The 20,094-nt window shown below is 63.5% G+C and carries 20 protein-coding genes and 2 pseudogenes; 11 read left to right on the top strand and 11 right to left on the bottom strand.

Going from position 1 to position 20,094, the window contains the following annotated elements; translation table 11 throughout:
• Window positions 1–137: 137 nt before the first annotated feature.
• Window positions 138–1,193, bottom strand: coding sequence for an alpha/beta hydrolase (locus J5Y21_RS07455; RefSeq protein WP_095279068.1), 1,056 nt, complete (start codon window positions 1,191–1,193; stop codon window positions 138–140).
• Window positions 1,194–1,282: 89 nt separating this feature from the next.
• A pseudogene (locus J5Y21_RS07450) lies at window positions 1,283–1,402 on the bottom strand (IS6 family transposase); the annotation flags it as partial.
• A 57-nt stretch (window positions 1,403–1,459) separates the two neighbouring features.
• Between J5Y21_RS07450 and J5Y21_RS07445 the strand changes: the two are divergent.
• From J5Y21_RS07445 to J5Y21_RS07430, 4 genes and pseudogenes are all read left to right on the top strand, one after another.
• A pseudogene (locus J5Y21_RS07445) lies at window positions 1,460–2,119 on the top strand (IS3 family transposase); the annotation flags it as partial.
• Between the two features lie 322 nt (window positions 2,120–2,441).
• Entirely contained in the window at window positions 2,442–3,158 is a 717-nt protein-coding gene (locus J5Y21_RS11710) for a DUF4192 family protein (RefSeq protein ID WP_246875062.1), read from the top strand.
• Between the two features lie 46 nt (window positions 3,159–3,204).
• Entirely contained in the window at window positions 3,205–4,404 is a 1,200-nt protein-coding gene (gene chrA, locus J5Y21_RS07435; protein WP_210574119.1) for a chromate efflux transporter, read from the top strand.
• Window positions 4,405–4,413: 9 nt separating this feature from the next.
• On the top strand, window positions 4,414–5,424 hold the full coding sequence (locus J5Y21_RS07430) for an LLM class oxidoreductase (protein WP_210574118.1): 1,011 nt from the start codon (window positions 4,414–4,416) through the stop codon (window positions 5,422–5,424).
• 103 nt (window positions 5,425–5,527) lie between these two features.
• On the opposite strand, the gene J5Y21_RS07425 is transcribed toward J5Y21_RS07430, so the two are convergent.
• Entirely contained in the window at window positions 5,528–5,683 is a 156-nt protein-coding gene (locus J5Y21_RS07425) for a hypothetical protein (RefSeq protein ID WP_210574116.1), read from the bottom strand.
• Window positions 5,684–6,389: 706 nt separating this feature from the next.
• On the opposite strand from J5Y21_RS07425, the gene J5Y21_RS11705 reads away from it, so the two are divergent.
• The 4 genes from J5Y21_RS11705 to J5Y21_RS07410 are packed head-to-tail and all read left to right on the top strand — an operon-like array spanning window position 6,390 to window position 10,364.
• Entirely contained in the window at window positions 6,390–6,581 is a 192-nt protein-coding gene (locus J5Y21_RS11705; protein ID WP_246875061.1) for a hypothetical protein, read from the top strand.
• A 20-nt stretch (window positions 6,582–6,601) separates the two neighbouring features.
• Complete coding sequence (locus J5Y21_RS11700) at window positions 6,602–6,808, top strand: hypothetical protein (protein ID WP_246875060.1); 207 nt, start codon at window positions 6,602–6,604, stop codon at window positions 6,806–6,808.
• Between the two features lie 5 nt (window positions 6,809–6,813).
• Window positions 6,814–8,583 (top strand): ABC transporter ATP-binding protein, encoded by a 1,770-nt coding sequence (locus J5Y21_RS07415; protein ID WP_349236966.1) that lies wholly within the window; start codon window positions 6,814–6,816, stop codon window positions 8,581–8,583.
• Window positions 8,580–10,364 carry an ABC transporter ATP-binding protein gene (locus J5Y21_RS07410; protein WP_210574112.1) on the top strand — a complete coding sequence of 595 codons (1,785 nt, stop codon included), beginning with the start codon at window positions 8,580–8,582 and terminating at the stop codon, window positions 10,362–10,364. Before J5Y21_RS07415 ends, J5Y21_RS07410 begins: the two co-directional genes overlap by 4 nt.
• A 5-nt stretch (window positions 10,365–10,369) precedes the next feature.
• Here J5Y21_RS07410 and J5Y21_RS07405 read toward each other — a convergent pair whose 3' ends face one another.
• The 4 genes from J5Y21_RS07405 to J5Y21_RS07390 all read right to left on the bottom strand — a co-directional run bounded on the left by J5Y21_RS07405 (window position 10,370) and on the right by J5Y21_RS07390 (window position 12,772).
• Window positions 10,370–11,050, bottom strand: coding sequence for a hypothetical protein (locus J5Y21_RS07405; RefSeq protein WP_246875058.1), 681 nt, complete (start codon window positions 11,048–11,050; stop codon window positions 10,370–10,372).
• Between the two features lie 307 nt (window positions 11,051–11,357).
• Window positions 11,358–11,948 (bottom strand): anti-sigma factor, encoded by a 591-nt coding sequence (locus J5Y21_RS07400; protein ID WP_210574111.1) that lies wholly within the window; start codon window positions 11,946–11,948, stop codon window positions 11,358–11,360.
• Complete coding sequence (locus tag J5Y21_RS07395) at window positions 11,948–12,523, bottom strand: sigma-70 family RNA polymerase sigma factor (RefSeq protein ID WP_210574109.1); 576 nt, start codon at window positions 12,521–12,523, stop codon at window positions 11,948–11,950. The genes J5Y21_RS07400 and J5Y21_RS07395 overlap by 1 nt, the downstream gene beginning before the upstream one ends.
• A 3-nt stretch (window positions 12,524–12,526) precedes the next feature.
• The gene (locus J5Y21_RS07390) at window positions 12,527–12,772 is read right to left on the bottom strand and encodes a hypothetical protein (protein WP_210574107.1); all 246 of its coding nucleotides are present in this window, start codon (window positions 12,770–12,772) and stop codon (window positions 12,527–12,529) included.
• Window positions 12,773–12,930: 158 nt separating this feature from the next.
• Here J5Y21_RS07390 and J5Y21_RS07385 point away from each other — a divergent pair, with 158 nt between their 5' ends.
• Entirely contained in the window at window positions 12,931–14,583 is a 1,653-nt protein-coding gene (locus J5Y21_RS07385; RefSeq protein WP_210574105.1) for a cytochrome c biogenesis protein CcdA, read from the top strand.
• Here J5Y21_RS07385 and J5Y21_RS07380 read toward each other — a convergent pair.
• Complete coding sequence (locus J5Y21_RS07380; RefSeq protein WP_210574103.1) at window positions 14,580–15,722, bottom strand: aminotransferase class V-fold PLP-dependent enzyme; 1,143 nt, start codon at window positions 15,720–15,722, stop codon at window positions 14,580–14,582. The genes J5Y21_RS07385 and J5Y21_RS07380 overlap by 4 nt on opposite strands.
• Before the next feature lie 61 nt (window positions 15,723–15,783).
• Here J5Y21_RS07380 and J5Y21_RS07375 point away from each other — a divergent pair, with 61 nt between their 5' ends.
• The gene (locus tag J5Y21_RS07375; protein ID WP_210574101.1) at window positions 15,784–15,954 is read left to right on the top strand and encodes a glycerol dehydrogenase; all 171 of its coding nucleotides are present in this window, start codon (window positions 15,784–15,786) and stop codon (window positions 15,952–15,954) included.
• Here J5Y21_RS07375 and J5Y21_RS07370 read toward each other — a convergent pair.
• The gene (locus J5Y21_RS07370; protein WP_210574099.1) at window positions 15,951–17,054 is read right to left on the bottom strand and encodes a ThiF family adenylyltransferase; all 1,104 of its coding nucleotides are present in this window, start codon (window positions 17,052–17,054) and stop codon (window positions 15,951–15,953) included. The genes J5Y21_RS07375 and J5Y21_RS07370 overlap by 4 nt on opposite strands.
• Window positions 17,055–17,128: 74 nt before the next feature.
• Here J5Y21_RS07370 and J5Y21_RS07365 point away from each other — a divergent pair, with 74 nt between their 5' ends.
• Complete coding sequence (locus J5Y21_RS07365) at window positions 17,129–18,844, top strand: BCCT family transporter (RefSeq protein ID WP_210574098.1); 1,716 nt, start codon at window positions 17,129–17,131, stop codon at window positions 18,842–18,844.
• Here the strand turns inward: J5Y21_RS07365 and J5Y21_RS07360 are convergent.
• Together J5Y21_RS07360 and J5Y21_RS07355 are read right to left on the bottom strand one after the other, a co-directional pair.
• Window positions 18,841–19,251, bottom strand: coding sequence for a hypothetical protein (locus tag J5Y21_RS07360; RefSeq protein WP_210574097.1), 411 nt, complete (start codon window positions 19,249–19,251; stop codon window positions 18,841–18,843). The two genes, J5Y21_RS07365 and J5Y21_RS07360, sit on opposite strands and share 4 nt — an antisense overlap.
• Before the next feature lie 56 nt (window positions 19,252–19,307).
• Complete coding sequence (locus J5Y21_RS07355) at window positions 19,308–20,093, bottom strand: thiazole synthase (RefSeq protein ID WP_210574096.1); 786 nt, start codon at window positions 20,091–20,093, stop codon at window positions 19,308–19,310.
• Window position 20,094: the final 1 nt, after the last annotated feature.

Genomic DNA, 20,094 nt, shown 5'->3' with positions numbered 1-20,094 from the left:
TTTTGAACTCAGAGTCGAAGACACAACAATCCACGCGGCCACGCCACTACCAGCCGAAGTGCAAAACCTCGTCCACGCCATCACCGAACCCTGACTTCCGCACTAAAATGATCCAACTCAGGAGAAGCGCACGCGGATTAACCTACGCCGGCCAGCAGAATTTCTACGAACTCCTTGCGCTTTTCTACATGGAAGTTGTGGCCCGAGTCAGCCTCGACTTTAACGGCACCGGCGGGAAGAGAATCCATGGCCCTGGCGGCGTCCTCATCACTGGCCGCAGCTTGAAGGACTTCCCCGTCGTATCGCGCTTGACAATGAATATAGGTAACTGGCGCTTGAATCGCCGCAAGTGTTGCTTCTTGATCAAACCCTTCGTTCCAAAGACCCGTAAAGAAGGCATCACCAAACGCTGGGTCATAATCCATGATGTACACCTGTGCCTCATTCATCTCGGGAGGCATGGTCCACAGAGCTATCGGGGCGCCCGGATGCCGAGAGTGATATGCGAGTCCATCACCGATGAACCCCTGAGCAGAGTCCCCAAAGTATTGCCACATTTTTTGGCTGCGCCACTGATAAGCCTGCCAGTCGGTCTCTCCTGAAGACAAGAACTCATGAGTGCTGACAGCTAGGTCCTGATAATTCCACGTATTGCGCGCCTCAGGCAGCTCTGTGGCAAATAGCGGCGGATCTTCTAACACCAGGAAGCTAACCAGTTCTGGATGACGCGCAGCAATCAACGCGGCCAATTGACCCCCAGACGAATGCCCACTTAATACGACGGGTTGGCCAATTGTCTCTATATAACGAGATAGGACGTCTGCGACCTCCACCGCTCGATAAGATTCAAGGCGATCAGACTTGCCATGCCCTGGAACGTCGATGGCATACACTTGGCGGTCCTTGCTGAGGTCACGTAAAGCGTAACCGTACTGGCGCCATCCGCTCGCTTGACCATGGATAAGGACAATAGGGGAACCGTCCCTTGGCTCGCTTACCCCTACATTGAGCTTCACATGATCCACGCTCACCCGGTGCTCTTGATAGCCAGCCTTTTCCAGGGATCTCACAAGACGCGAGTGATACGTGGTTGTGTACCATGCCCAACCGCCAGCACCGGCTGCCGCAAGTGCAACGATTGCCGTCACGATAAGTCCCGCCACCTTCAGGACCCTTTTCCCGACCAGGGCCATGAGCTATCACCTTACCAATACATTTGTATTATAACACCAATAGGTTTGCATTATAGCCTGGCTTGGCTCACTGTGGTGTGACCGACTTAAACACCCCGCTCGGTCATCATCTCTTCGAGATCGCGGTAGCTCACGCCGTAGCGGCAGTACCACCGCACCGCCCACAGGATGATTTCACGGGGGAAATGCCGACCGGAGAAGATGTCCATGGCCGTGATTATTTCACGCCGGTCTTTCTACTGCCCCAACTTTGCAACAGCACCGGTCATGAACCGATGAACCACAAGCGAGTTGCGCGGGTAATGCGTGAGCTCAAATTGTATGGTTACACCAAGAAACGCAAGGTCATCACCACCGTGTCGGATCATAAGAAGCCGGTGTTCCCTGATCTGGTGGGCCGGAAGTTCACCGCTGACAAGCCGAACCAGCTCTACGTTGGGGATATTACGTACCTGCCGATTGCGGATGGGTCGAATATGTGCCTGGCGACGGTCATTGATTGCTATTCCCGCCGGTTGATCGGCTTTTCCATCGCGGATCACATGCGCACCAGCCTGGTCCAAGACGCACTGCTCATGGCCAAAGGCCAGCGTGGAAGCCTGACTGGGGCGATTTTTCACTCGGATCACGGCAGCGTTTACACCGCGCACGCATTCCAGAACACCTGTAAGGAATTAGGGATCAGGCAGTCGATGGGATCAATCGGTACCAGTGCGGATAACGCCTTGGCGGAGTTGTTCAATGCCGCGATGAAGCGGGAGGTCCTTCAGGATTCCAAGACATTCATGAACCAGTTGATCTGCCGCCGAGATGTTTTCCGCTGGTGTACCCGTTACAACACGGTGCGTCGGCATTCCTGGTGTAAATATCTCGCCCCTGCGGTGTTTGAGGAGCGCGGTTCTGTTATCCTGAAATCTGCTTCCTGATTAAATCCTCCGTGTCTACTATCCGGGGGTCGGGCCCGCCTTCATCGAAGCTGACTACCACCCGAAGCTCACCACGCACATTCTCCGGATATGCAACGTCTCGCGGCCGACGATCTATCGCGCTCTCAAGCGCATTGACGCCGACACTTAGGCACAGGCTGCGTCGCTAGCGCTCGCACCCGGTAAGCCAAGCATCAGGCTGCGCTAGCGACGCTCAGCACGCTTCAGGTGCGGTGGTGCCGTGGCAGGGCGCGACCGGCAGAGCCGGACCGAATACGGGATTGACCACGTACACCCCGTATTCGTGCAAAGGAGCACTGCCATGTCCACCCATTCCCACACGCTCGCATCCCACGGCGAGATCCTCGCGAACCTCCCCGGCATCCTCGGGTTTTACCCGAACAACTCGCTGATCCTCGCGTTCTTCGTCGACGACGAGGGCGCCGACACCATCCGCCTCGGCCCGGTCGCACGGTTCGACCTGGACGAAGCCGTGGAGAAGCTCACCGAGAGCCGCGAGCGGTTCGCAGCGTGGGTCCACCACCTCGACCTCGACGCTGTTATCGCGTACATGATCAGCGATGACATTGCACAGCCGGTCTTCGACGAGACAGCTACGTACCTCACCAGCGAGGCAGTGCACCTACCGCCGCTGCTCGGGGTGGTGCAGGTGCCCGAGATCGTCACCGGGGCTGCGTGGTGGTCTGTGTACCAGCATCCGTTCATTGACGATGCCCGTGCGCGGGTGCGAGTCAGTCGTCTCCAGCTCGCAGGCAGTCACCGCAGCAGCATCGGCGTCGGTCCAGGTGCCCATGACGATGTAGGTGGCGTAGTCGTAGTGGCTCACGCCGTCTTCCTCGTGGGGGAGAGGCAGGTCGAACGGCTTCGAGATCTCGATCCCCAGTACGCTGAGCTGCTCCGCGAGTTCAGGGTGTGCGGCTGCGACCCTCTCGCGGAAGAAGGGGCAGTAGGGGCAGGGGCAATCGTCGATAAGCGATTGTGCGTAGTAGCTCCTCGTTGCGGCCCGGTCCATGGTTGAAAGACTAGCGCGACGGGAGATGTTTGCTCTGGTAAACATTGAGACCATGTCCACTTCCCGCGCTGACCTCAATAGACAGTCCCCATGGGAGGTCTTCCAGATCTTCCTGCGCCTCGGCTGCACGTCCTTTGGCGGGCCGACGGCACACCTGGGGTACTTCCGCGATGAATTCGTGGAGAAGCGGAAGTGGTTTAGCGACAAGCAGTACGCCGACCTCGTGGCGCTGTGCCAATTCCTGCCGGGACCGGCGTCGAGCCAGGTGGGCATGGCGATCGGCCTGCAGCGCGCCGGATATCTGGGCATGTTCTTGGCGTGGGTCGGCTTCACATTGCCGTCGGTCCTTGTCATGGTGGCATTCGCACTCGGCGTGGCGCAGTTGGGTGATATTAGCGAGGCTGGTTGGCTTCTCGGCCTGAAGGCTGCGGCTGTCGCGGTCGTCGCGCAGGCAGTCTATGGGATGGCGAAGAACCTGGTCACTGGCAAGATTCACGCCGCGATCGCGGTGGCGGCGCTCGTGCTCGTGCTGCTGGTGCCGCATCCGCTGATCCAGGTCGGCGCGATTGTGATCGGCATTGTGGCTGGTCTGGCGTTCCTGCGCGACAAGAAGGACGAGGACGACGAGCCGCAGGCGGAGAGCGGTTCACGCACGCTCGGCATCGTCTGTCTCGTGCTGTTCTTCGCGCTGCTGTTCGTTCTGCCGCTGGTGGCAAAGCTGATCGGCACGACGGGCGCGGACATCTTCGACACGTTCTACCGCGCCGGCGCGCTTGTGTTCGGCGGCGGCCACGTGGTGCTCCCGCTGCTCGAGACGGTCACAGTGGGCCCGGGGCTTGTTGACCATGACACCTTCCTCGCAGGCTACGGCGCAGCGCAGGCGATGCCAGGCCCGCTGTTCACGTTCGCGTCCTTCCTCGGTACCAGCGCGCAAGGCATCAACTGGGCGCTCGGCGCGACAATTGCGACCATCGCGATCTTCCTGCCCGCCGCGCTGCTGGTCCTCGGGGCCATGCCGTTCTGGGAACGCATCCGCCAGATGCCGCGCGCAGGTGCCGCCCTGGCTGGTGCCAATGCCGCGGTGGTGGGCATTCTCGGCGCCGCGCTGTACACCCCGGTCTTCACTGCCGGGGTCACGGGGGTGGCCACGCTGTCCATCGCTGTGGTCTGCTTTGCGGCGCTGACTTCCTGGAAGGTTCCGCCGTGGGCCGTGGTCATCGGCGCGGCGCTTGTCGGCTGGGCGGTGCTCTAGGCTGGCGGCATGAACCCGCTGTTTTCGCTTTCCGATACCCCACACTGGGAGCTTCCCGGCTTCCAGCAGACCTTCAAGCCGGGCGAACTCACAGTCGGCCTGACCCTCCCCATTGAGGAGGACGCGGAGGAGAACCCCGTCGACAGTCTGGACAACCAGCTGCGCCTCATCCGCAAAGCGGAGGCCGGGGGAGTGGCCGCGATCTGGGTGCGCGACATTCCGCTCCGCGTCGAAACCTTCGGCGATGTCGGCCAGGTCTACGACCCGTGGATGTATCTGAGCTATCTCGCCGCGCACACGGAGACCATCGCCCTGGGCACCGCGGCGATCGTCGTGCCGTTCCAGCACCCGCTGCTCATGGCCAAGCGCGCAGGCACCATCGACCGGCTCAGCGGTGGCCGCTTCCTCTTCGGCGTGGCCACGGGCGATCGCCCCGAGGAGTTCCCTGCGTTCGGCCAGGACAAAGGCAAGCGCGACGAAGAGTTCCGCGAAAGAATCGACACTTATCGACGAGCCACCCACACCTCCCACACCCCCATCCGCTGGTCCGGCGGAAAGATGGGTGGAGCCGATGTCGTGCCCAAACCCCAGGCCCGCGAGGTGCCTCTGCTCGCCACCGGTTCCTGCCAGCAGACCCTCGAGTGGCGTGCCGAGCACGCGCACGGCTGGCTGATGTACCACAAGGGCTTGGAGGTTCAGCGCCAGAACGTGCGCAACTGGAACGCCGCGGTGGCCGACTGGGCCACCCGCGAAGGTGTGGCCGGGACCCCGGCGGCGTTCAAGCCCTTCGCCGAATCGTTGTGGCTCGACCTGCACGAGGACCCGGACGCCCCCGCCAGCGGCGGTAGCTTCGGCTACCGTCTCGGCCGCAACGCCCTGGTCCAGCTGCTGCGCTCGCAGCGCGATGTGGGCATTAGCCACGTCATGGTCAATTTCCGCTCCAGTAAGCGTTCCGCCGAGGAGCAGATCGACGAGCTGATCGGGCACGTCATCCCCGCGCTCGAGGACGAGTGGATCTAGATTCAACCCGGCCGCGGCCTCGGACCTAAAACCCCAGGTCAGATTTGGTTCCCGCGGCAATTACGCAATCTAGATCCACCACCCCCGGCTACACCCGGCCCGGCTAGACCCGGTCCAGCGCCGCGGCGAACCGCGCGACGGTGCCGTCGACCTCGTGAGCGACGCTGGCCAGCTGGGAAATAAAGTCGGCAGGCAACTCGAGGCCCGCAGTGGTTTCCACGTGCGCCGCGAAGACGACGGAAGGGTGCTCAGGACGCACCTTCGGTTTCGGGCCATTACCAGAGCGCTTATCCGGAGAAGCCTTCTGCTCCCACTCCGGCGCGATGGTGATCGTCCCCTGAGTTACGGGGACTCCCCGGATTTACAGGCTGATTCACCGAGAAGATTGTTAACAACACCTGCGGATTCTTACGCCCATCCTTGATCTTCGTCCACGCGCCAATCAATGGTGTGCTGGTTTTGCGCGATCTCGGTTTCAGCAATGTCCATCAAACGTACGAGACGGGACTTGATCCAGATGATAGGTAAGGCTAACCTAATGTGAGAATGGTTATCATCTTTTGAGAGGGCAACACAGTGCCGCTTGTGACTGACGAACCCACCACAGCGACCGACGAGTCGACGAGTCGGCCGAGAGGGGGCGACGCGAACGCGGGGAACCCCGTTTGGCTCATCCTCCGGCCGGTGTCCGTCCCCTCCTGCACGGAATCGCCGGGCACACCCCGTATCCGCGGTCGGCGAGGCCGTCAACGGCACCGGAGCTACGGATTTGGTGGTCTGCGCGGCCTGGTTCTTAGGCATCGCCGTGCTCGCGGCGTGGGGCATCGCCGTGAAAACGAGGCCGGGGGAGTCTGCATGACAGGTACGTCCACGGGGGCGGCACCGCCGACGACGGCCCGCGAACCCGAGCATCTAACCCGAAACCGCCGCGTGGACGCGGCCCGCACACCCGGAGACAGAACCAGATGAAGTCGATCGCCCAGATCGTCCAGAACAACCGCAGGCTCCTCGCGGCCTACGAGGACAAGGTCCAGCCGAGGTTCCTAAGCCGCTATGCGCGTGAACCGATGGACGCCGCCGTCGAAGGGCTCGGGGCCGGACGGAATTCCACGTCGCCGACGTCCTCGCGCCGCTCGGCAGGGTCGCCGGGCTGCTAGCCGATGGAGGCATCGCTTACGTGCAGACGTTCGCCGAGGATCCCGACGTGAACGAGCATGTGGACATGGCCGTCGTTGCGAAGATGGGCCACCGGGTGTTCCCGGGCAGCGAGGTCGAGGACCTCGTCGAAGCCAACGGGCTGAAGCTGGGCGGAGCCTCACACGCCGGCATGGTGTATTTCTGCACTCTCACGAAGAAAAGCGCGATCGGGGAGGCGGGCAAGTGAGCGCCGTGGACGGGACCGTAGGCCCGTGGTCGCTGCTCGCCCCGATTCGGACCCGGATGCGTGCGGTGGTCGCGTTATCCGTCCTGTCGTCGGTGGCTACCGTCGCTTCGCTGGTCGGCATCATCGACATCGCGATGACGTACCCGGAGGCCCCGGAGCATCGGACGTGGTTGGCCGTGGCTGTCATCGTCGTCGCCGCAACGGTGCGCATGGCCGCGGACGGCACCGCCGGCATGCTCTCGCACCGGGCGGATAACGACCTGCAGCTCCACCTCCGGCGCCGGCTGGTCGCCCAAATCCGGAAGTTACCGCTGGGCTGGCTGGACGCCCGGCGCTCGTCGGGAATCATCGAGTCGGTTGAGAAGGACGTCGCGGCTGTCCACCAGCTCATGGGCCACACCGTCGGTGAGACCGTGGTGGCGGTGCTGGTTCCCCTGCTTTCCCTCATCGCGCTCGTCGCGGTGGATTGGCGGATCGCGGCGGTGGCGGTCGTCCCCGTGCTGGTCACCTTCGCCCTGATGGGCGTGATGATTTCGCGCGGAGCCCGTCTTCAGCGCGACTACGAGCGAGCCTCCGAAGGAGTGACGGCCGCGGTCATCGAGTTGGTGCGCGGTATCCCGGTGATGAAGTCCTTCGGACGCGCCAACCAGGGCGCGGGTCGCTACGATGCCGCGGCGTTGTCGTTCGTCCGCGCGTGGTCCGCCTGGTCCCGGCAGTCGAACATCTATCTCGGGCTCATCGACGTGGTGACGTCCCCGACCACAGTCCTCGCAGTGGTGTGCGGGGCCGGCCTCGCACTGAGGGACGCCGCGGGCGGCATACCGGAGGGTCTCGTCGCCGGGCTGGTTCTCAGCCTTGGACTCTCCGCGGCGATCGTGCGAGTGGCCATGAACTCCGAACCCATCATCGCGGGGATCGCCGCTCTGAAGTCCATCGCGGAGGTGCTGAGCACGCCGCCGATCGCCGAGCCCGCCGATCCGGTGCCCGCGCGCGGAGGCGCGCTCGAGGTCCGGAACCTGGTCTTCTCCTACGGCGATGGGCCGCGGGTCCTCGACGGGATGTGCGCGACGTTCGAACCAGGGACCCTCACTGCGCTGGTGGGGTCCTCCGGTTCCGGAAAGTCCACCGTCGCCCGGCTGTTGGCGCGTTTCCACGACCCCGTTGAAGGCTCGGTGCTACTGGGCGGCGTCGATCTTCGCGACATCGCCGTGCGCGACGTGCACCGCTCGGTGTCGGTGGTGTTCCAAGATCCACAGTTGTTCACGCTGCCGTTGCGGGAAAACATCCGGCTGGCCAGGAGAGACGCCACCGACGACGAAATCATGGCGGCCGCGAAGCTCGCGAACCTCGATGCGGTCATCGCGGCGCTGCCGAAGCGCCTGGATTCGGTGGTCAACGTCGACGTGACCTTTTCCGGTGGTGAGGCGCAGCGCGTGGCCATCGCGAGGTCGATCGTCACGGACGCGCCGGTGCTCATCTTCGACGAGGCAACCGCTTACGCGGATCCGGCTTCCGAGGCCCTCATCCAGTCCGCAATCGAGCGTTTGGCCCGTTCGCGGACGGTGATTGTGATCGCGCACAGGTTGAGCACGATCCGCAACGCCGACCGCATCCTCGTTCTCGATGGGGGAGCGGTCGCGGAGGTGGGTACCCACGACGAGTTGCTTGCGCGCGGTGGCCGCTACCGGGATTTGTGGCGCGCGTTCGTGCTCGACGACGAACCATCCGCCCCGCGGGGCACTGAATCAGACGATGAAAAGGCGGCAAACCGATGATTCGGGACTTGTGGTCGATGACGGATCGGCGCTCGAGAATGACGCTGGTGTGGCTCATTGCGTTGGCCACGCTTGCCGCGCTGGCCCAGGGAGCGGCGTTCGTCGCGCTGCTGCCGCTGCTGTCGGCTCTGGCCGAGGGAGATGATGCGACGGCGTGGCGTTTCACCGGCGTCATCGCCGGCCTCGCGGCCGCCCATGCGGTGCTGTCCCTCGCCGCGGGGACAGCTGGCAGGGCGAATTCCGCAGCGGTGCTGTCGTCCCTGCTGCGTTCCCTGGGCGAACGCGTGCTGACGTTGCCACTCGGGTACGTCACCAAGTCCACGGCCGGCCGCTTTTCGGAGATGGCGTCGTCGGGTATCGCGTTCGCGGCGTCCGTGCCGCACGTGATCCTGCGGCCCGTCATCGCCGCGGTGGTTACGCCGACCGTCATCGCCTTCGGAATTCTGGCGGTGGATTGGCGCGTCGGTTTGGTTCTTGTCGCGTCAGCGCCGGTGCTCTTCTTCGCCTACCGGGCCATTGGCCGGGTCGGCGGGGAGTCGGACAAAGCGCATGCTGAGGCCGTCGCTGCCGTCTCCGGCAGGCTGATCGAGTTCACCCGCGGCCAGCAGGCGATTCGCGCCGCGGGCGACGGTTCGGCGGCGGACGCGATGGTGGATGAGGCTATCCAGGCCCAACACGATGCGTTCGCGAAGGCGACGTCGACGCAGGGGGCAGCCATCGGACGGTTGGGTTCGATCGTCCATGCGGTGTTCACGGCGGCGGTGATCGTCGCCGTGGCAGTCGCCGCGACGGGCGGGATGGCGCCGGCGCATTTGGCGCCGACACTCATCGTGCTCGTCCAGTTCACCGGACCGATCACCACGGCGGGAGCGTTGTCCGGCGGTTTCGGTGCGGGCCGCAACACGTTAGCTGCGTTGCGTGACCTGCGGGCAATCCCCGCCCTTCCTGAACCTGCCGCACCGGAGCTGCCCGACGGGCATGACGTGGAGTTCCGCGGCGTGAGCTTCGGGTACGGGGATAAGAAGGTTCTCGACGACGTCAGCTTCCGTGCACCTCAGGGAGCGCTGGTCGCCATAGTGGGACCGTCGGGGGCGGGCAAGACGACGGTCATGCGGCTGCTGTCGCGTTTTCATGATCCGGACTCGGGGGAGATCCTCATCGGCGGGGTGCCCTTGCCTCGGATCGGCACCGACGGCGTGAACTCGCTGGTGACCCCGGTGTTCCAGGAGACGTTTCTTTTCGACGCGTCCGTGCGGGACAACGTGGTCTTCGCCGACCCCGGATTCGGTTCCAGGCCCGGTGACGGGGACCGCTTGCGCGAGGCCGCCCGGCGTTCCGGGGTGGACCGCATCGTGGAGCTGCTGCCTTCCGAGTGGGATACCCCGGTGGGGGAGGAGGGGACGCTGCTGTCGGGAGGCGAGCGGCAGCGCCTCGCCATCGCCCGGGCGCTTCTGAAGGATTCCCCGGTGGTGCTTCTCGACGAGCCGACGTCCTCGCTGGATGCGGCCACTGAGCGGGCGATCGTCGGCACGATTGAGGCGTTGCGCGGCGATCACACTGTGATCGTCGTCGCCCATCGCCTGCACACTATCCGCGATGCCGACCTCATCGTCGTGCTTTCGGAGGACGGGACGGTCGCAGAACGGGGCACGCACGATGAATTGCTGGCGAAGGGCGGCCGCTATGCCGAGTCGTGGGCGTGCCGGACGGGGAGTTCCCCGGGATCCAGATCCAGCTCGTCGTGGACCACCACGACGACGGCATCGGAGAAGCGCGGATAGCTAGTTCATCTCGCACCAGATTGGCTTAGTTCCCAGGAGCCAAAGCGCACCGCGCAGACACCCCAGTGGAGGAGCAAGAGCACGAGGAGCGCCAAGGAAAGTGCGTGCCAGCCTTCGTCCCAAGCACCCAAGCACAGACTGCCCACGGGGAAGGTAGAGCCCCACCAACCAGGGCCGTAGGGCACCCAGTGGAGGACAGCCTCGTAGAAGCAGTACATGGCATAGAGGACACACGGTACGGCGAGGGTGAACATGATGAGGCCGTACAGGTGAGTGTCGAAAAGCAATGTCGATGCTGCCGTCGACTGGCCGACAACACCGAGGGGAATCCACGCTGTACCCGCGGCTGCGCCACGTGGGCGCGTGCGGGACCAGTAGCAGTAGAGGAAGAGCGGGATCGCGGTGAAGAACGTGAGGAAGAAGCACAGCTCACCCGCGTAGTGATAAAACTCGCCGTGATGGGTGGCCAGCTGCCCGGCGGATGTCGCGGCGACCATCGGGGACACCAGCGCCAAGCCCCACGGGAACGCAGGCTCGGTGTAGTGAGCGGACTGCTTCCACAAACCCCAGAGTTGCCACAAGCACACGATGATGGCCAGTGGCGCGCCGATCCACCAGCTGATCAGCTGGAACGCATCGTTGCCCGTGAGTGCCGTCCACGCCGAGCCGCACGCGAGCAGCCCCATCGTACATGCCCCACGCCGCCATGTTCTGGCGCCGCGGCGGCTCATTGCGCACGCCGACCGTGAACACAACAAGGAGCCCCGCCGCGATGAGCGCAAAAACGACCTGGGCTACATGAAATCCATGTAACCCAGTCAAACTCGACGCAATCGAGGTTCCCATTAAAGCGCCGGCCCGAGCGGGACCGAACTTTGGCAACGTCATAGGACTAACGCTAGGCCTGCCACCTCGTCTCATCCACTTTGGGTCGGGGCTTTGTGGTTTTTAGGACGCGAATGGCCTGAAGCGCGCCAAGGGAGGCAGCCGGCACTAGAGCGTCACGTTGGCCAGCACCGCGCCGGTGGGCTGCGCCGAGCCTGCGGCGACTTCTTCGGTGACAAGAACTGAAGCGGTGCCACCTGGTAGAGGCATCCACACGTCATCGTGGGGCTCCTGGCCGATGACGCCGGCGGATTCCATGGCGCCGTCGTCCATGACTGCCCAGACTTGTGCCCCCATGCCGTCGTCGAGAGCTGGCTGGCCGTTGACCATGGCACCGCCCTTGCCCATGTCAGAGCTGATCACGATGTCGAGGCTCGCGCCCATCGCATCGGCCTGACCTTGACGCGCGTCGTCGGCCTCCATGACTGCGTGCATTTCGTCGACACCTTGGGCTGTCACGGATTCGCGTGACTCGTCGCCAGTGAATTGGGTGACCGTGAACCCGCCACCGGCGATGAGCACGACGGCGGCCGCTGCGGCGGCTGTGAGACGTCGCCCGGAGCGGTTCTTCCGCGCGGTGTCCAAGTCAGTGACCTGCTCGGTGGCGTCGATACGCTCCATGATTGAGCGTTTGAGCTCCGGTGGCGGGGTGACCGGCGTGGCCGCGGAATTGAAGAGGTCCTCGATATCTTTATCCATCACAGGCCTCCTTTCAACGACACGGCCTTGCGAAGCTTTTGCAACCCGTCGCGCACCCGGGTTTTCGCTGTTCCGAGAGCGACGCCAGTGGCATCGGCGATTTCTTGGTGGGTGAGTTCCCCGAAATACGCGAGCATGAGCGCACTTCGGTGGGGCTCTCCGATTGAATCAATGAGTTCTTGCAGCTCCTCAGACTCTAGTCGCTGTTGAGCTTCGTCTTCAGCGGCAGCGACCCACGAGGTCAGTTGACTGTTGAAATCGTCGGTGTCGCGGGCTTGGGAACTGCGCCAGCTGCGCAGCCGATCGATGGCGCGCGATTTGGCGAGCCGCAATACCCATGACTTGGCGCTGCCGCGGTGTGGGTCGAAGGTGTGGGCGCTCTGCCACACCTCCACGAAGACTTCTTGGGCGACCTCTTCCGCTTGGGCCCGGTCACGCAAGATGTGGGTGGTCAGACCTAGAACCTGTGGGGCCAGAACGTCGTAAAGCTTGGCGAAAGCGACTTTATCGCCCGCGCGCACGCTTTCTAAGAGACGGTCAGGATCCACAGATTCTAAATCTAACACCTGGGTCATGTGCTACTTGGATTCTTCCATCGTTTTGTCTTCGCTCATCATTGCCTCGGAGGACGGGGCCATGGAGTCTTCGCTCATCATGGCCTCGGAGGACGGTGCCATGGAATCTTCGCTCATCATCGCCTCGGAGGACGGAGCCATGGAGCCGTCCATCTTGCCGTCGGTCCCCTCAGTGTCGTTGCATGCGACGAGGCCGGTGGCGGCGATGACGATGGCGCTGGCGCTGGCGATTGCGCGGTTGATAGACATGGTGTCTCCTTCTCTTTTTCGGTTCGCAGGCGCAGTGTTTCTGGCCCGTCATTGAGTACTACGGAGCCGGGGGTTGATGCGGATTGGACCAATCCGGTGTGGGTGCTCACTCCGTAGTGCTGGGTGTAGGAAAGGCAACCGGAAAGTAGAGGAAACTCATGATCGGCGTGATTCTTGTCGGATTCATCGGAGGTGTGATCACGGCATTGTCACCGTGCATTTTGCCGGTGTTGCCGGTGGTGCTCGGTGTCAGTGTCGGGCGTAAACCGTCGCACGTGGTGGCAGGGTTGGTCGTGAGCTTCGCGGCGATCGCGCTGCTGGGTACGTTGCTGCTTAGCGCGTTGCATTTGCCGCAGTCGGTGTTGCGCTGGGCGGGCGTGGTGTTGCTGGCATGGGTGGGGCTGGGAATGATTTTCCCGTCGGTGGGGGAGGTGTTGCAGAAGCCCTTTGACGCGCTTCCGCGCCCCACGGCATTGCAGGAGAAAACACGCGGCAAGGGCGGTTTTCTCATCGGTCTGGCCCTTGGTGCGGTGTACGTCCCATGCGCAGGCCCGGTGCTTGCAGCGGTGACGGTGGCGGGTACGACGGGGCAGATCGGCTGGAACACGGTGGTGCTCACCGTCGCGTTCGCACTCGGGTCCGCGCTGCCGCTGTTCGTGTTCGCTCTGGCGGGCAACAAGATCGGTGACAAGGTAGACGCGGTGCAGCGTCACCGTAAGGCCATCGGCGTGCTCATCCTAGTGTTCACCGTGGCGTTGGCTCTCAACGCGCCGGCGGCGATCCAGCGTGCGCTGCCGAATTGGACGTCATCGCTGTCGAACCGCTTTGAGAATTCGGACTTGGCCAATGACGCTCTCAGCAAGGTCGGCCCGACCGGGAGCGGTTCGCTTCAGTCGTGCCGCCGCGCCGACCCCGCGCAGCTGCAGGATTGTGGCCCGGCACCGGAATTCGCGGGGCTGACGAACTGGATCAACGCCGGCCAACCGCCGAGCTCGCAGGACGGCGGTGTCATGCTCGTCGATTTCTGGGCATATGCCTGCATCAACTGTCAGCGTGCTGGGGAGCACATCACCAAGCTTTACGACGCTTATCGCGATGCCGGCCTCACCGTCGTCGGCGTCCATTCCCCTGAGTACGGCTTCGAGCACGACCTGGGCAATGTCCGCAACGCCGTAGAAAAGGAAGGTATCCACTACCCGGTGGCGCAGGACAACGACTTCGCTACGTGGAGGAATTTCAACAACCTCTACTGGCCAGCCCGCTACCTGGTGGACAAGCACGGCAATGTCCGCCAGATCGTGGAAGGGGAGGGAAGCTACGCCGAGACAGAAAAGCTCGTGCGTGAATTGCTTATCGACGCCAACCCCGACGTCGACCTCCCCGAACCGGTCGAAGGCGGCGAAGCAGCAGGCGGTACAAAGGGCCGCAACCCGGAAACTTATCTCGGTACTGCGCGTGCCGAGTACACCAAGCAGCCCGGTTACACCGACGGAGAGCACGACTTCGGTGAAGCACCCGCACCGGAGCGAGGAATGTTCGCGCTCAGCGGCGAGTGGGTTCTCGAAAAAGAATCTGTCCATTCCACCAGCGGCAGCGGCGGACACCTCGACATCAATGTCTTCGCGCAGTGGGTCCAGCTCGTGGTTTCGGGTGAAGGCGAGATCGAGGTCGAGTATCCGGATGGTTCGACAAAGACATTCCCGGCTACCGACGGCACCCTCGACCTCGTGAAAGCCGAAACGCCCACCGAGGGGATGCTGCGCATCCGGCCCTCGGCAGGCGTGAAGTTGTACTCGTTGACCTTCGGCTAGCCAGCGATGACCTTGTCCAGCGCCTCCGCGAACCGCGCGACGGTGCCGTCCACGTCGGCCCACTTGTCCAGGCCGAACAGGCCGATGCGGAAGGTGGAGAAGCTCCCGGGCTCGCCGATCTGCAGCGGCACACCGCCGGCGACCTGGATGCCGGCATGCTTGAAGGCGGCGCCCGCGGCTTGCTCGGGGCTATCGGCGTGCATGACCACGATGGAGGTGGCTTCGAACCCGGGGGCCGCGACGGAGGAGAAGCCCTTCTCGGCCAGCAGCTCGCGCACCTTGGTGCCCAGCTCGACCTGGCGCGAGGTCAGCTCGTCGAGGCCGATCTCCTTGGCTTCCTTCATCAGCTCGAGGTTGTGTGCGATCGCGTCGGTGGGGACCGTGGCGTGGTAGGCGGCGGAACCGTCGACGTAGCCCTCGGAGATGGCGGTCCACTTGGCCAGGTCCATCGCGAAGCTATCGGAGGTGGTGTTGTCCAGCTCGGCACGCGCGGCCTTCGAGAACATCACGTAGCCGGTAGCAGGGGAGCCGGACCAGCCCTTCTGAGGCGCGGAGATGAGAACGTCCACGCCGGTTTCTTCCATGTTGATCCACTTGGTGCCGGAAGCGACGCAGTCGAGGACCATGAGGGCGTCGACGTCGTGGGCGGCGTCGGCGAGCTTGGTGATGTAGTCGACCGGCAGCTCGAGGCCTGCGGCGGTCTCCACGTGCGCGGCGAAAACGACGGCGGGACGCTCGGCACGGATGCGCTCGACAGCAGCGTCGATGGCGGGCGGGGCGTAGGAGGTGCGCTCGTCGTCGGAGGTCGGTTCGGCGTTGAGCACCGTGACCTTCCCAGCGACACCGGAGGCGTCGAAGATCTGCGTCCAGCGGTGGGAGAAGTTGCCGGTGCAGATGACCAGCGCGTCTTTGCCACGGGCGAATTGGCGGGCGACGGATTCCATCGCGAAGGTGCCGCCGCCGGGCACCACAGCAACAGATTCAGCGTGGTACGTCTCGCGCAGGATCGCCTGGATTTCCTGCATGATGCCGATGAATTTTGCGGACAAGTGGTTCAGCGAGCGGTCGCTGAACACGGCTGAATATTCGAGGAGGCCGTCGGCATCGATATCGGGGCGGGGAAGGGTGATGTCAGTCATGCCCCAACGCTAGCCCGTTTCTCCTACGATGGTGGGCGCTTACCGTGAAAAGGAGAAAACAATGGGTCGTTGGATCGTCGCAATCGTCGGAGCCGTCATCGGTGCACTGCTCACCGGTTTCATTTTGAGCCAGCTCGGTGTCACAGGAATTCTGTACACCATCCTCGTGCTCGTCGGCTCGGCCGTCTGCTCGTCGCTCGCGGGCACGTTGTACTTCCGCGCGAAACGCTAGAGCGCGTTCACGCCGCCAGGCAGGCTCGTCAGCGTCACGTTCCGCGCGTCAGCATGAGCTGCGTGCTTATCGACGAACCCCTGCGACCTCTTCCCCGATGCGCAATACACCACCACATCGGTGCCTTCGGGGAGAGAGTCGATGAAGTCAACGCCGAGCTGCGGGTCAGCAGAGGTCGGGATGTGCTCGGCCCTGGCAGCTGAAATGTCCTTGATGGCCTTCTCGTGCTCTTCCCGCACGTCGAGTGCGACGGCGGCTCCCGTCGCGACGGCCTCCAGGAGCTCCTCGCTCCCGTTATCGGGCACAGCGCACGCCGCGCCTTCATAGTCGGCGAAAGCGGTGACCAGCTCGCGGCCGGGGTCGCGCCGGACATCGAAGCGGCGGATCTGGGTGGTCAGAGCGTCGTACATGTGGAGTGTGCCCACAGTCGCCTCACCGACCCCGGTCAGGAATTTGATCACCTCGGTGGACATGAGTCCGCCGACCACGCTCGTGGTCACGCCCAACACACCGGCGGTGGCGCAGTCGGGCACGGAATCCGCGTCGGGCTGGTCGGGGTAGAGGTCGCGCATGCCCACGCCGTCGTCCGGTGCGCCGGGGCCGGACCACCACAGCGCCACGTCGCCGCGGTAGCGCAGCACCGACCCCCACACGAGGGGAGTGCCGGTGATCTCGGCGGCGTCGGCTGCCATGAATTTGGTGGCGAAGGTGTCCGAGCCGTCAATGAGCACATCGATACCCTCGAGCAGCTCCACTGCATTCGAGGCATCCATTCGGCCGTCGATCGTGGTCACGTCGATGCCGGGCTGCAGCTCACGCAGTCGCTCTGCGGCCACTTCGGTCTTCTTCCTGCCCACATCGGAGGCCCCGAAGAGGATCTGGCGGTGAATATTAGTAAGGTCGACCACGTCGTCGTCGATAAGCGAAATATGCCCGACTCCTGTCGCCGCGAGCGTCTGCATGATCGGGCACCCGAGCCCTCCCGCTCCGATGACCAGCACTTTCGCGCTATGTAGCGCTTCTTGTTGCTCGGGCCCGAAGCCGGGCAGATTCATCTGGCGGGCGGTACGGCGCAATTCTTGCTCGGGAAGAGAAATCACACCCGTCCACTTTAATGGCCTAAGCTTTCTTGGGACACTAATGCCCGCCCACCTATGATTCGGGGCCGATTCCCATGCGCAAATTTCGCGCTGATCCACTGATCTTCTTTACCTCCGTCGGATTCATCGTCGCTTTCGTGGCGCTCACCATCGGTTTCGGTGAACGCGCCCGCGAACTGTATTCCACCGTGTCCACCTGGATGATGGACAATTTCGCGTGGCTGTACATCGGCGGCGTGTCCGCGGTGTTCATCTTCTTGATCGTCTTGTTTGTGTCTCGCTTCGGCAACTACCGCCTCGGCGACGACGATGACGAGCCCGAGTACTCCTTGCCCGTGTGGTTCTCCATGCTGTTCGCCGCCGGCATGGGTGCGACGCTGCTGTTCTGGGGTGCCGCGGAACCGTTGCACCACGCGTATAACCCGCCGCGCGGCGAGTATGAATCGATGAGCCGTGAGGCCATCCGTCAGGCGTTCGAGTTCACCTACTACCACTTCGGTATTCACATGTGGGTGATCTTCACGCTGCCGGGCCTGGCCATGGGGTACTTCATCTACAAGCGCAAGATGCCAGCGCGCTACTCGTCGATCTTCTCGCCGCTGCTCGGCTCGAAGGTGTACGAGTGGCCGGGCAAGCTTCTCGACGCCATCGGCATCATCGGCACCGTCTTCGGCCTCGCCGTCTCCGTCGGCCTGGGCGTGCTGCAGATCAGCGCGGGCCTGAACATTCTGTGGGATGTTCCGCTGGTGACCTGGGTGGAGCTGGCCGTGATCATCTTCATCACCGTCTGCGCTTCCGTGTCGGTGGCCACCGGCCTAGACAAGGGCGTGAAGCTCCTGTCGAACCTGAATATCATCGGCTCGATTGTGCTGCTGGTCTTCCTGTTCGTCGTGGGACCGACGCTGAAGATCATCGAGCACCTCACCGAGTCCTTCGGCATCTACGTGTCGTCGCTGCCGGAGCTGATGTTCTGGGTCGACTCCTACAACGACAACCCGGGCTGGCACGCCACCTGGACCGCGTTCTACTGGGCGTGGACAATCTGTTGGTCGCCGTACGTGGGCATGTTCTTTGCCCGCATTTCCCGCGGCCGCACCGTGCGCCAGTTCATTGCCGGCACGATCTTGCTTCCGGCGGTCTTTGACATCATCTGGTTCGCCACCTTCGGCCGCACGGCGATCGACGTCGAGACGAATGATCCGGGCGTGCTCACCGGCCCCGTCGTGGAAGACGGGGAGACCCCGCAGGCGTTGTTCACCCTGTTGGCGCAGTACCCGCTGTACTTCGTCAGCGGCGCGGTAGCGCTGGCGGTGATCATCTTCTACTTCGTCACGTCGATCGACTCTGCTGCCCTGGTGATGGACATGTTCACCACTGGTGAGGAAGAAGTCACGCCGAGGTATTACCGCGTCGCTTGGGCCGTCGCCGTCGGCGTGGTGACAGCCGCGCTGCTGTTCATCAACGATTCCGGCATCCAGGCGCTGCAGGAAGTGGTGATCATCATCGCCCTGCCGTTCTTCATCGTCTACTTCATCATGATGTTCTCGTTGGTGAAGGCGATGAGCGACGATTCCGCGGCTGCACGCCGCTTCCGTTCCCGCCAGTGGGAGAAGACCGACACTGCGGAGAAATACGAAGAGGCAGACGCCAAGCCTGCGCCGGGTTATGACGAAGAGGGCAACGAGATCGACCGTCCCGAGCTCGAGTACGACCACGAGGAAGGCTCATGGCGCCTCACCGAGAGCGTGCTCACCGAGGCAACGGACGAGGACGAGACGGAGAAGAACTAGAGCGAGAACAGAACCGCATTGACACCGCCGGCGCGAACCAGCGCCGGCTTTGCCATATCCAGGACGTACAGGTCGCCAGTGGGGCTGGCGAAGACGACCCGGTTGCCGTGGTTGTAGACCTGGAACGGCTGGAGACGGCTCGGCTGGCGCTCGAAGCCCTGGTTCCAGCACTTGGTGCCAACCCACTTGCGCTGGATGGACACGGCCGGGATCAGCTCGCCCTTGGGGTTGCACTGTGGCTGGGACTTGCGTGCGCGGTCGCTCACGCAGAGGGTCTCGCCGTCGTACAGGGCGCAACGGACGGAGTTGTCGGAATTGGCAACGAACTGCGGAGCAGCAGCCGCCTGCGGGGCGAGGGCGACGGTCGCCAGGGCCGCCGAGGCGAGGATGGAGGTGATGCGCTTCATGGTGTGGACTCCTTGAGGGAAGTAGTGACGGGTGTCACAGTCCACTACTAGCAGAATTACAGCACCTGGTCAGCCCAACTGGCCAATCCCTCAAAGCTTGACGACGCCACCGCGTGCTCCCTCTTCGGGATCCGCCCCGCACTGCGTGCGAGCATGCCGCCTTCCACAGCCAGACGCATTGCCCGTGCCATGGCTTCCGGGTCCTGGCAGCGGTTGACGGCGCTGGCCAGCAGCACACCGTCGCAGCCAAGCTCCATCGCCAGGGCAGCATCCGAGGCGGTGCCGACGCCCGCGTCGATGAGGATGGGCACTTCCGCGCGGGAGCAAATCAGCTCGATATTGTGCGGGTTTAGGATTCCCAGGCCGGTGCCAATGGGGGAGCCGAGCGGCATGACGGCGGCAGCACCCAAGTCCTCCAGTTTCTTCGCCGCCACCGGATCGTCGGAGGTGTAGGCGAGGACGGTGAATCCTTCGTCGATAAGCAGCTCGCACGCGTCGACCGTTTCCACGACGTCCGGTAGAAGCGTGTGGTCGTCGGCGATGACCTCGAGTTTCACCCAGTCCGTGCCCAGCGCCTCCCGCGCGAGTTTCGCCGTGATCACCGCATCGCGCGCGGTGCGGCAGCCTGCGGTATTCGGCAGTGGCGCGATATTCAGGCGGTTCAGCAAATCGAAGACGGATTCGCCGGCGCCGTCCTGCTTCGCGGCGAACCGGCGCATCGCCACCGTGGTCAGCTCCGTTCCCGATGCGACCAGCGCGCGCTCCAGCATGTCCTGCGAGCTCGCCCCGCCGGTGCCCATGATCAGGTGCGAGTTGAATTTCTTGCCAGCGATCTCCAGCATC

Origin of the sequence: Corynebacterium sp. Marseille-P3884, assembly GCF_017942225.1 — a bacterium.
In the GTDB taxonomy this organism is placed as follows: Bacteria; Actinomycetota; Actinomycetes; order Mycobacteriales; family Mycobacteriaceae; genus Corynebacterium.
The sequence above is the reverse complement of the archived record's forward strand: the minus strand, read 5'-3'. Positions and strand labels throughout refer to the sequence as shown.

Bases quoted from the DNA above. Each gene is read 5' to 3' on its own strand.
- J5Y21_RS07375 (WP_210574101.1), top strand. From the start codon at position 15,784: ATGGGTCGTTGGATCGTCGCAATCGTCGGAGCCGTCATCGGTGCACTG.
- J5Y21_RS07365 (WP_210574098.1), top strand. From the start codon at position 17,129: ATGCGCAAATTTCGCGCTGATCCACTGATCTTCTTTACCTCCGTCGGA.
- J5Y21_RS11705 (WP_246875061.1), top strand. From the start codon at position 6,390: ATGAAGTCGATCGCCCAGATCGTCCAGAACAACCGCAGGCTCCTCGCG.
- J5Y21_RS07405 (WP_246875058.1), bottom strand. From the start codon at position 11,050: ATGGGGCTGCTCGCGTGCGGCTCGGCGTGGACGGCACTCACGGGCAAC.
- J5Y21_RS07355 (WP_210574096.1), bottom strand. From the start codon at position 20,093: ATGCTGGAGATCGCTGGCAAGAAATTCAACTCGCACCTGATCATGGGC.
- J5Y21_RS07380 (WP_210574103.1), bottom strand. From the start codon at position 15,722: ATGACTGACATCACCCTTCCCCGCCCCGATATCGATGCCGACGGCCTC.
- J5Y21_RS07390 (WP_210574107.1), bottom strand. From the start codon at position 12,772: ATGTCTATCAACCGCGCAATCGCCAGCGCCAGCGCCATCGTCATCGCC.
- J5Y21_RS07430 (WP_210574118.1), top strand. From the start codon at position 4,414: ATGAACCCGCTGTTTTCGCTTTCCGATACCCCACACTGGGAGCTTCCC.
- J5Y21_RS07455 (WP_095279068.1), bottom strand. From the start codon at position 1,193: ATGGCCCTGGTCGGGAAAAGGGTCCTGAAGGTGGCGGGACTTATCGTG.
- J5Y21_RS07385 (WP_210574105.1), top strand. From the start codon at position 12,931: ATGATCGGCGTGATTCTTGTCGGATTCATCGGAGGTGTGATCACGGCA.
- J5Y21_RS07360 (WP_210574097.1), bottom strand. From the start codon at position 19,251: ATGAAGCGCATCACCTCCATCCTCGCCTCGGCGGCCCTGGCGACCGTC.
- J5Y21_RS11710 (WP_246875062.1), top strand. From the start codon at position 2,442: ATGTCCACCCATTCCCACACGCTCGCATCCCACGGCGAGATCCTCGCG.
- J5Y21_RS07395 (WP_210574109.1), bottom strand. From the start codon at position 12,523: ATGACCCAGGTGTTAGATTTAGAATCTGTGGATCCTGACCGTCTCTTA.
- J5Y21_RS07400 (WP_210574111.1), bottom strand. From the start codon at position 11,948: ATGGATAAAGATATCGAGGACCTCTTCAATTCCGCGGCCACGCCGGTC.
- J5Y21_RS07410 (WP_210574112.1), top strand. From the start codon at position 8,580: ATGATTCGGGACTTGTGGTCGATGACGGATCGGCGCTCGAGAATGACG.
- chrA (WP_210574119.1), top strand. From the start codon at position 3,205: ATGTCCACTTCCCGCGCTGACCTCAATAGACAGTCCCCATGGGAGGTC.